This window comes from Streptomyces sp. NPDC002324 (assembly GCF_053593335.1).
In genome coordinates, this window is record NZ_JBSFCF010000014.1 from 185,163 (window position 1) to 195,455 (window position 10,293).

Annotated in this window: 8 protein-coding genes; all 8 read left to right on the forward strand. The window is 73.9% G+C overall.

All coding sequences use genetic code 11. The features are described 5' to 3' along the window. The first annotated feature begins 1 nt into the window (after position 1). Positions 2 to 1,921: an acyl-CoA dehydrogenase family protein gene (locus tag ACWCRJ_RS20480; protein WP_450940581.1), complete on the forward strand. Its 1,920-nt coding sequence runs from the start codon at positions 2 to 4 to the stop codon at positions 1,919 to 1,921. Then, positions 1,915 to 3,714, forward strand: a complete 1,800-nt coding sequence (locus ACWCRJ_RS20485) for an acyl-CoA dehydrogenase family protein (RefSeq protein WP_450940582.1) — start codon at positions 1,915 to 1,917, stop codon at positions 3,712 to 3,714. Before ACWCRJ_RS20480 ends, ACWCRJ_RS20485 begins: the two co-directional genes overlap by 7 nt. A 46-nt stretch (positions 3,715 to 3,760) precedes the next feature. Next, positions 3,761 to 4,069, forward strand: coding sequence for an acyl carrier protein (locus tag ACWCRJ_RS20490; protein ID WP_005478986.1), 309 nt, complete (start codon positions 3,761 to 3,763; stop codon positions 4,067 to 4,069). After that, entirely contained in the window at positions 4,066 to 7,113 is a 3,048-nt protein-coding gene (locus tag ACWCRJ_RS20495; protein WP_450940583.1) for a type I polyketide synthase, read from the forward strand. Before ACWCRJ_RS20490 ends, ACWCRJ_RS20495 begins: the two co-directional genes overlap by 4 nt. Before the next feature lie 61 nt (positions 7,114 to 7,174). Then, positions 7,175 to 8,233 (forward strand): 3-oxoacyl-ACP synthase III family protein, encoded by a 1,059-nt coding sequence (locus ACWCRJ_RS20500; RefSeq protein ID WP_450940584.1) that lies wholly within the window; start codon positions 7,175 to 7,177, stop codon positions 8,231 to 8,233. 80 nt (positions 8,234 to 8,313) lie between these two features. Next, positions 8,314 to 8,541 (forward strand): acyl carrier protein, encoded by a 228-nt coding sequence (locus tag ACWCRJ_RS20505; protein ID WP_450940585.1) that lies wholly within the window; start codon positions 8,314 to 8,316, stop codon positions 8,539 to 8,541. Further along, entirely contained in the window at positions 8,538 to 9,404 is an 867-nt protein-coding gene (locus ACWCRJ_RS20510) for a 2-oxo acid dehydrogenase subunit E2 (protein WP_450940586.1), read from the forward strand. Before ACWCRJ_RS20505 ends, ACWCRJ_RS20510 begins: the two co-directional genes overlap by 4 nt. Next, positions 9,337 to 10,227, forward strand: coding sequence for a 4'-phosphopantetheinyl transferase family protein (locus ACWCRJ_RS20515; RefSeq protein WP_450940587.1), 891 nt, complete (start codon positions 9,337 to 9,339; stop codon positions 10,225 to 10,227). The genes ACWCRJ_RS20510 and ACWCRJ_RS20515 overlap by 68 nt, the downstream gene beginning before the upstream one ends. Positions 10,228 to 10,293: the final 66 nt, after the last annotated feature.

Here is a 10,293-nt window from a genome sequence, read left to right on the forward strand (position 1 = left end):
CATGGACCATCCTCCCTACGGAGTCGCGCAGGAGCTGGAGTCGCTGCTCGGCGATCCCGAGGACCCCGGCACGGTCTTCTCCCACGCCCGCAGCCTGGAACTGGACGAGAACGAGGAGTTCCCGGCCGACCTCTGCCGGCTGTTGGAGGGCTGGGGGCTGCAGGAGTTCTACATCCCGGCCGAGCACGGCGGCAGGCTCACCGACTACGAGACCGTCATGCAGGTCATGCGGGTGGTGGCCCGCCGCGACCTGACCGTCGCCGTCGGCCACGGCAAGACCTATCTGGGCGGGGTCTGCGTCTGGATCTCCGGCACCCCCGAGCAGGCTCGCGGCCTCGCCGCGGACATCCGGGCCGGGGTGCCGGTCTCGCTGGCCCTCACCGAGCGCGCCCACGGCAGCGACCTGCTCGCCGGGGACGTGCGGTGCGAGGCCGACGGCGCCGGCGGCTGGCGGGTCAGCGGCGAGAAGTGGCTGATCAACAACGCCACCCGGGGCAGCCTCCTGTCGGTGCTCACCCGCACTTCCGAGGACGGCGGGCCGCGCGGCTTCACCGTGCTGCTCGTCGACAAGCGGCGGCTGACCGAGGGGGAGCACTACCGCCACGTGGACAAGATCCGCACGCACGGCATCCGGGGCGCCGACATCAGCGGGATCGTCCTCGACGGCGCCCCGGTGCCGGCGGACGCGGCGGTCGGCGGGGAGGGCGGCGGCGTCGAGACCGTGCTCAAGGCCCTCCAGCTCACCCGCACCATGTGCGCCTCGCTGTCGCTGGGCGCGGCCGACCACGCGCTGGGCATCGCCCTGGACTTCGCCGAGCGGCGCGAGCTGTTCGGACGGCGGCTGATCGACCTGCCGCAGGCACGGCACGTGCTCGCCTCGGCCGCGGCGGACGTCCTGGCCGGGGAGGCACTGGCCACCGTCGCCGCCCGGTCCGTGCACACCGTCCCCGACGAGCTGAGCGTGGCCGCCGCGGTCACCAAGTACCTGGTGCCCACCGGGACCGAGGGCGTGATCGGTGAGCTGACCCGGCTGCTCGGCGCCCGGGCCTTCCTGAAGGACGTCCACGCCCGGGGCATGTTCCAGAAGGTCGACCGCGACCACCGCATCGTCGGCCTCTTCGACGGCAACACCCTGGTCAACCTCAACTCCCTGGTCAACCAGTTCCGTTCGCTGTCCCGGGGCTGGCTGCGCGGCGGCGGCGACACCGAGGGCGCCGTCCGCGCCTTCGACCTGGCCACCCCGCTGCCCCCGCTGGACCCGGCACGGCTCTCCCTCGTGGCCCGGCGCGGCAGCGGCATCATGGCGACGCTGCCGGCGTCGGTCGCGGACCTGCGCGCCGAGGCCGCCCGGCGGCCGGAACTCAAGGGCGCGCTGGGGGCGGCGGAGCGGCTGCTCGCCGTGACCGGCCGGGTCCACGAGGCGATGGACGCCCACCGCGCCGTCGTCTCCGACGTCCCGCCCGCCGCCTTCGACGTGGCCCGGAGGTACGGCCTGTGCCTGGCCGGCGCCGCCTGCCTCGGCCTGTGGACGTACAACCACCGGGCGGCGGACGCGGGACGCACCAGGGAGCTGTGGCGCGACGGGGTGTGGCTGTGGCCCGTCCTCGACCGGCTGCTGGTGAAGCTGGGCGAGCCGGACGCGGGGGACCCCGACGCCTACCCCGCGCTGCTGGAGCGGCTGCGGGCCGCGCGGCAGGCGGGCGAACTGTTCTCCCTGCTCCCGTTCACCCTGGGCGGGACCACCGAGCGGGGCACCGGGGCACCCGGCGGTGACACCCGGAGCACCCACGCACCCGGCGCCGCCCCGCGCACCCACGCACCCGGCGGTGACGGCGGTCCGCCGGCCGCCGTACCGCAAGGACACACCGACACCCGGGCCGCCGTCGGCGGCACCCGGACACCCGAGGGGACGTCATGCTGAGTGATCCCGCGGTCCAGGGGCTGCACGGCAAGGCAGCCCCGGCCGGTACCGCCCCTGTCACCGACCCGGCCACGCATCAGGCGCGCGAGAGCGCGGTCCAGGCGAGGATCGCCGACCTGGAGAACCGTTTCGGGGACCCCCAGGACCCCGCCAACCCGCTCGGCGCCGCCGGGCTGCTGGCCGCCGACGAGGCCGGGGAACTGCCCGCCGCCGGTGAGCGGCTCCTCGACGACGTGGTCCTCAACGCCGAGTTCGTGCCCACCGACCTCGGCGGGCGCCTCGACCGGCTCGACACGCTCGTCCGCGTGATGCGGCAGGTCTTCCGGCGCGACGTCGCCCTCGGCCTCGGCTACGGCATCACGTCCTTCATGGCCGCCGTCAACGTGTGGACGGCCGGCAGCGAGGAGCAGCGCCGCCGGACGGCGGAGCTGCTGCTGGGCGGATCGAAGGTCTCCGTCGCCTATCACGAGCTGCCGCACGGCAACGACTTCGTGCGCAACGAGTTCCGGGCCGACCCCGTGCCCGGCGGCTTCCGTCTCGACGGCCGCAAGGAGGTCATCAACAACGCGGACCGGGCCGACGCCTTCGCCCTGTTCAGCCGTACCGACGACAGTCCGGGCAGCCGCAGCCACTCGGTGCTGCTCGTCGAACGCGACCAGCTCGACCGGGAGCGCTTCGCGGTCCTGCCCCGCTACACCGCCGTCGGGGTGCGCGGCTGCCGGCTGTCCGGGCTGGACTTCACCGACTGCCCGGTGCCCGACAGCACCCTGCTCGGCGCCCGGGGCCAGGGCGTGGAACTGGCGCTGCGTTCCTTCCAGATCACCCGCAGCGCCGTGCCCAGCATGGCCGTCGGCGCCCTCGACACCAGCCTGCGCACGGTGGTGCGGTTCGCCCTCGGGCGTCAGCTCTACCGGCGCTCGGTGATGGAGATCCCGCACGCCTCCTCCACCCTCACCGGCGCCTTCCTCGACCTGCTCATCTGCGACAGCATGGCGACGGTCGGCACCCGGGCGGTGCATCTGCTGCCCGACGAGACCAGCGTCTACGCGGCGGCCGTGAAGTACCTGGTGCCCAAGATGCTCACCGACACCATGTACGACCTGTCGATCGTGCTCGGGGCGCGGTTCTACGTGCGCGAGGGGGAGTTCGGCCTCTTCCAGAAGCACGTCCGCGACCTGCCGGTGCTCAGCCTCGGCCACGCGGGCTCGGCGGCCTGCCAGGCCACCATCATCCCGCAGTTGTCCCGGCTGGCCCGGCGCGCCTGGTTCTCGGGCGACGAGGCCCCGCAGAGTCTGTTCCGGCCGCGGGAGGGGCTGCCCGGCATCCCCTTCGGGAGCCTCGCCCTCGCCAGCGGCCGGGACAGCCTGAGCGCCTCGCTGGTCGCCGCCGCCGACGGGCTGCCCAGCGGCTCCCCCGAGGAACTCGCGGTGCAGGCCCTCGTCATGCGGATGCTGGACCAGCTGCGCCAACTCCAGGAGGACAGCCTGAGCCTCTCCCCGCAGGACCGCACGGCCCTCGCCAGCCCCGCCAGCTTCGCGCTCGCCGACCGCTACGCGGTGTTCCTCGCGGCCGCGTCCGTGCTCGGCGTCTGGCGCGGGGCACAGGGCGGTGACGATCCCTTCCTGGCCGACCCGGCCTGGGTGGCCGCCGCACTGCACCGGCTCGCGCGCCGGCTCGGGCAGCGCCCGGCCGACCTGCCGCCCGGGTGCGAGGGCCGGGTGCACGAGGAAGTGCTCCGGCGCTTCCACGAACGCCGCAGCTACGACCTCTACGACACCCCGCTGGCCGGCTGACCGCAGGCCGGCCGGACCCGACGCGCCTTCACCGAGGAGTTCTCCCATGACTGTCCCCGCGACCGACCGCACCGCGAACAACGAGCACACCGCACACACCGTCGAGTCGCTGAGCAGCTGGCTCGCCGACCGGATCGCCCTCTACCTCAGGCGCACGCCGTCCGAGATCTCGCCCACCGTGCCGCTGGCCGAGTACGGACTGGACTCGGTCGCGGCGCTGAGCCTGTGCGGCGACATCGAGGAGGACTTCGACCTCGTCCTCGAACCCACCGTGGCCTGGGACTACCCGACCGTCGCGGCGCTGGCCGAGCACCTGGTGGAGGAACTGCGGGCGATGGAGGGCGAGAATCGATGAGGCCCGTCGCCATCGTCGGCATCGACTGCCGGTTCCCGGGGGCGCCCGACCCGGCCGCCTACTGGGACATGCTGATGCGCTCCGGCGACGGGGTGGGGAAGGTGCCCCGGCAACGCTGGGACGCCCGTGACTTCCACTCGCGCGCCGGCGCGGAAGGACACTCCAACACCACCGAGGGCGGGTTCATCTCCGACCCGGACGCCTTCGACAACGAGTTCTTCACCGTCTCGCCGCGCGAGGCGGCCGCGATGGACCCGCAGCAGCGGCTGCTGCTCCAGTGCGCCTGGCGTGCCGTCGAGGACGCCGGGATCGCCCCGCAGCGACTGGCCGGCACCGACACCGGCGTCTTCGTGGGCATCATGGGCAACGAGTGGGCGCACCTGCACATGACCGACTACGCCCAGGTCACCGCCCAGCTCGGCTCCGGCAACGGCTACTGCATGACCGCCAACCGGGTCTCGTACCACCTCGACCTCAAGGGACCCAGCCTGGCGGTGGACACCGCCTGCTCCTCCTCCCTCGTCGCCGTCCACCTGGCCTGCAACGCGCTGCTGGCGGGGGAGTGCGACACCGCCATCGCCGCCGGGGTCAACGTGGCGCTCACCCCGGCGCTCGGCATCTTCTACACACAGGCCGGACTGTCCGCCCCCGACGGCCGGTGCAAGCCCTTCAGCGCCGACGCCGACGGCATCGGCCGGGGCGAGGGGGTCGGCGCGGTGGTGCTGCGCCGGCTGGAGGACGCGATCGCCGACGGCCAGCCGGTGTACGCGGTGATCCGCGGCACCGCCGTCAACCAGGACGGCCGCAGCAACGGCATCACCGCACCCAACCGCTGGTCCCAGCAGGAGGTGCTGGCCGCCGCCTACCGCCGGGCCGGTGTCGAGCCGTCCGACGTCGTCTTCACCGAGGCCCACGGCACCGGCACCGTCCTGGGCGACATGATCGAGACCAAGGCCCTCGGCCAGCTGCACGCCGGGCGCACCGGACGCCCGCTGGCCCTCGGCTCGGTCAAGGGCAACATCGGGCACACCGAGGGCGCCGCGGGCATCGCCGGGCTCATCAAGGTCGCCCTGTCGCTGCATCACAAGACGGTCCCCGCCAGCCGGTTCGCCGCCCGGGAGAACCCGGCGCTGAAACTCGCCAAGCTGGGGATACGGCTGCTCAAGGCACCGCTGCGGCTGCGCTCGGGGCCGGCGATCGGCGGCCTGAGCAGCTTCGGGATGGGCGGCACCAACGCCCACGCCGTCCTGGAGTCCGCGCCGCCCTACGCCGCGCGCCCCGAGGCGCGGGACACCGAGCCGGGGCGTACCGGCCGGACCACCGGTGCCACGGGGCTGGGCGCCGGCGTCTTCACGCTGACCGCCCCCTCGACGGCCGCCCTCCGCCGCAACCTGCTGGTCCAGGCCGACACCCTGGACAAGCGCAGGGTGCCGGCGGGCCCGCTGTCCTGGAGCAGCAACCGCACCAAGACGGGCCACCGCTACCGCTTCGCGGTGCCCGCCCGGGACACCGGCGAACTGGTCACGACGCTGCGCGAGGCCGCCGGCGACGACGACCTGCTCGCTCGGCTCGTCGGCAACACGGCGGGCAGGCCCCAGGTGGCGCTGCTGTTCACCGGCCAGGGCTCGCAGTACCCGGCGATGACCGCGCGGCTGTATCTGCAGTCGCCGCTGTACCGCAGGTTCCTCAACGAGGCCGACGAGGCGCTCGCCCCGCACGTCGGCGGCTCGGTGCGCGACCTGCTGCTCGCCGGCGACGAGGCCGTGCACCGCACCGGCTGGGCCCAGCCCGCCCTGTTCGCCGTCGAGTACGCCGTGGCGGCGAGTCTCGGCGAACTCGGGGTGCCGCCCGCGCTGCTGCTCGGGCACAGCGTCGGCGAGTACGCCGCCGCCGTGCTGGCCGAGGTCTTCCCGCTGGAGCAGGCCGCCCGGCTGATCGCCGCCCGGGGCGCCCTGATGGAGCGGCTGCCCGAGGGCGGCGGCATGCTCGCCGTACGGGCGCCGCTCGCGGAGCTGGCCGAACTCGTCGCCGCCGAACCCCTGGTGGGGGTCGGCGCGGTCAACGGCCCCCGGGCCACCGTGCTCTCCGGGGACCTGGCGGCACTGGGACGGATCGACGACCGGCTGACCCGACGGAACGTCAGGACCCGCCGCCTGGAGGTCTCGCACGCCTTCCACTCGCCGCTGATGGATCCGATGCTGGACCGGTTCGCCGCGCTCGCGGACGAGATCGGCGGCGGAGTACCGAAGCTCCCGGTGTACTCCACCGTGCGCGGGCGGCTCCTGGAGGCGGAGCCGATGGACGCCAAGTACTGGACCGAACACATCGGCGCCCCCGTGCTGTTCGGTGACGCGATGACCCGGCTGCTGGAGGCGGGCCCCACCCATCTCGTGGAGGTCGGCCCCCGCCCGGTGCTCAGCGGCATGGCGCGCTCCCTGCGCTCCGCCGCCGGTGCCGGGGTGCACGCCGTGGCCCCCGTGTCGGGCGAGGACGCCGACGGCCGTACGTTCGCCGAGGCGCTGGCCGAACTCTTCCGCAGCGGACTCGACCCCCACTGGGACGCCGTCTACCCGCAGGAGGAGCGGCAGCCGCAGCGGCTCGCCCCCTACGCGTTCTCCGACGCCCACCGGTTCTGGACCCGCACCGCCGTACGGGCCGCTCCGGCGGCCGACCTCAGCGTCGTACCCGACCGCGCGGACACCGGCTCGCCGCACCCCCGGGAGCAGCCGGCCGCGCACGGTGCCGTCCTCACCGCCGTGCTGCCCACCGCCGCGGAGGACGCGTCGGCGACCCCGGTGGCGCGCGCCGTCATCGAGGCCGTCGCGGAGGTGGGCGGCTACGCCACGGACGAGGTCTCGCGGCAGTCCCTGCTCTACGAGGACCTGGGCTTCGACTCGGTGATGATCATGGAGCTCAAGGACCGGCTCCAGGAACGGCTGGACGGCCTGGAGACGATCAGCGTGCAGGACCTGCTCCCCCGGCTGTCCTCGGTCGGTGACCTCGCCGACTACCTCCAGGACCGCGCCGGTTCGGCCGTCGCGTAACCACCCCGTGGTCACGGCAAGGGCGTCGCACCGTGACGGACTCCAAGGAAGGACCGCTCGTATGCAGTCGGAACACCCCACCCAGCACGGCTCCGCTCCCGGCGGGCCGGTCTCCTACCTCGCCGCGGTCGGCACCGCGCTGCCGGGCGACCCGGTCGACAACGCGGCGCTGGCGAGGACGCTCGGCGTCAACGAAGAGTGGATCGACGTGTTCATCGGCACCCGGACCCGGCACTTCGCCCGGGACCTGGAGACCGGCGAGGTGCGCTGGTCGCTCGCCGACCTGTGCGCCCGAGCCGCCGAACGGGCGCTCGGCGCGTCCGGTCTCGACCTGCACGAGATCGACTTCGTGGTCATGGGCACCGCGACCCCGGACCACCTCATGCCGGCCACCGTCAACCACGTCGCCGACCAGCTCGGCCTGGACCAGATCCCCACCTACCAGCTCCAGTCCGGCTGCGCCGGCGCCGTACAGGCCCTCCAGCTCGGCCACACCCTGGTCACCGGCGGGGGACACACGGCGGGCCTGGTGATCGGCGGCGACGTCTGCAGCAAGCACCTCGACCTGAACCGGGACCTGTCCGCGGCCGCCCCCAGCGACCTCGTCAACTACGTGCTGTTCGGCGACGGAGCGGGCGCCGCCGTGGTCACCTCGGAGCCGCGCGGACAGCGCCTGGCCCTGCGCAACGTCCTCAACCGGTTCACCGGCCTCGGCCGGGAGCCCGGCCAGATCATCGACTGGTTCGGGCTCGCCGACCGCCACGAGGACCGGCAGGCGGTACGCGAGGACTACAAGGCCATCGAGGAGTCCGTCCCCGTCATGGCCGTGGAGATCCTCTGGGAGCTGCTGGAGGACCTCGACTGGACCCCCGAACAGGTCGACTTCCTGCTCCCGCCGCAGCTGTCCGGCCGTATGACGCGGCGGATCGCGGAGGAACTCGGCCTGCCCGGCGCCGTCGAGGTGTCCTGCGTCGCGGACACCGGGAACAACGGCAACGCCCTGCCCTTCCTCCAGCTGGAGGCGCTGCTGGAGAAGATCGGCCAGGGGCAGCGCGCGCTGGCGGTCGCCGTCGAGTCCAGCAAGTGGATCAAGTCCGGTTTCGCCCTCGAAAAAATCTGACCGTCCCCCACACACCGTCCCCCACACACCGTCCCCCACGAACCCGCCCCGTCACACACCCGCCCCGGAGGGCCGTACGCATGCACACCATCGACGATTTCGTCCGCCTCGTCAGGGACGAGCTCGGGATGCCGCTGGAGGAGTACCAGGTCTCCGCCGACCTGGACCAGCTGCCCGAATGGGACTCGCTGTACCTGCTGAAACTGGTCACCGCCCTGGAACAGGCCGCCGGCCGCTCGCTGCCCGTGGGCCGGCTGCTGGAGGCCCGCAGCCTCGGCGAGATCTACCAGCTGGCGGCCCGGCCGTGACCGGTTCCGGGGCCAGCGGGAACCCGCCGGCCCCCGCCCGGGCGCACCCCGAGCGCCGGCGCAGGCACACCCTGTACTTCCTGGAACACGCCGCCCGGCAGCGGCCCGTCCACCTCGACACCGACATCGACATGACCCGGATCGAGGCCCATCGCGCGGCGGCGCGGGCCGCCGGGCGGCGCTACTCGGTCGTCACCTATCTGCTGCACGCCACCGGCCGGGTGCTGCACCGGCACCCGGAGGCCAACGCGGCACTCGCCCCGGCGCGGCTGTTCGGGCTGCGCGGACCGAGGACCCTGCGGTTCACGGAGGTCACCGCCAAGCTGGCGCTGGACCGCACCGTGGACGGGGAACGGACCGTGCTCTCCGCGCTGCTGCCCGCCCTGGAACGCGCCGGCCTGGACGAGATCCAGCGGCGCGTGGACCGCTACCGCGGACCCGGCACCGAACAGCTGGCCGAGTTCCGCGGTGTCCGGCTGCTCGGCCGGCTGCCGGTGCCGCTCGGGCGGCTGGCCTTCGCCGCCGCGACGCGCGACCCCGCCGGACGGCCGGGCGTCTTCGGCACCGTGGCCGTCAGCTCGCTGGGCCACCGCCCCGTCGACGGCTTCCACTCCAGCGGGGGCACCGCCGTCACCCTGTGCGCGGGCCGCGTCGTCGACCGGCCGGTCGTCAGGGACGGGCGGCTCGCGATCGCCCCGGTGATGCGGCTCGGACTCACCTTCGACCACCGGATCCTCGACGGCGGAGCCGCCGCCGACGTACTCGGTGATCTCAAGCAGGAAATGGAGGGCTTCGATGACGGCGCGGAGGACGACGGCACCCAGCCCATCGCTCGGGGAGCCGGTGCGGATCTCCGGTCGTGACGGAGCCTGGGACCAGGTGCGCGCGGACCTGGAGAAGCACGAGGTCGCGGTGTTGCACGCCCGGCTCGCCGACTGGCGGCCGGACCGGGCGGGCGGTCCGCGGCTGCGCGCCTTGCTGGGAAGGGACTGGGACCGCTACCTGGAGATGACGCACCCGGACGTGCGGACGAGGTTCGCCGCTTCCCGGGTGCTGCTGAAGTTCGCCGCCGCGGTGGCGCTGCGCGTGCCCCCGCAGGCCGTCGAACTCGGCTACGGCCCCACCGGCCGGCCCTATCTGCGGGGCTACGACGCGGTGGACATCAGCCTCAGCCACACCGAGGACCTGCTGCTCATCGGGCTCGCCACCAAGGGGCTGATCGGGGTGGACGCCGAGCGGGCGGACCGTCCGCTCTACACGCGCGGGCTGCACCGCCACGTCTGCACGCCGCACGAACTGACCGTCCTGGAGAGGCTTCCGGCGCAGCGGCGGGGCGCGGCGCTGGTGCGCATGTGGACCCTGAAGGAGGCCTACAGCAAGGCCATCGGGCAAGGGCTGCGGTTCCGCTTCACCGACTTCGGCTTCAGCGGCGACGGCCGGCCCGCGCGGGTCCTGGCCCCGGACGGGGCACCGGGCACGGGTGTCGAATGGCAGTTCCGCACCTTCTCCGTGGACGGCGGCTACGTCGTCAGCGTCGCGGTGAGCGACGCCGGCTTCGGAGGCACACGCGACACGGCCGCGCGCACCATGCTCGATCCGCGGGTGGTCGCGGCGGTGGCCGAGGCCCTGGGCGACGACGCGGACGCGGAGGACCGGGACGGGGAGGACGAGCTGCTGGACTGGTGAGGGCCGACGACGGCGCGCTGGTGCGAAGAGGAGTAGGGTTGCCACAGCGCGGCGCCCCGGGCCCGC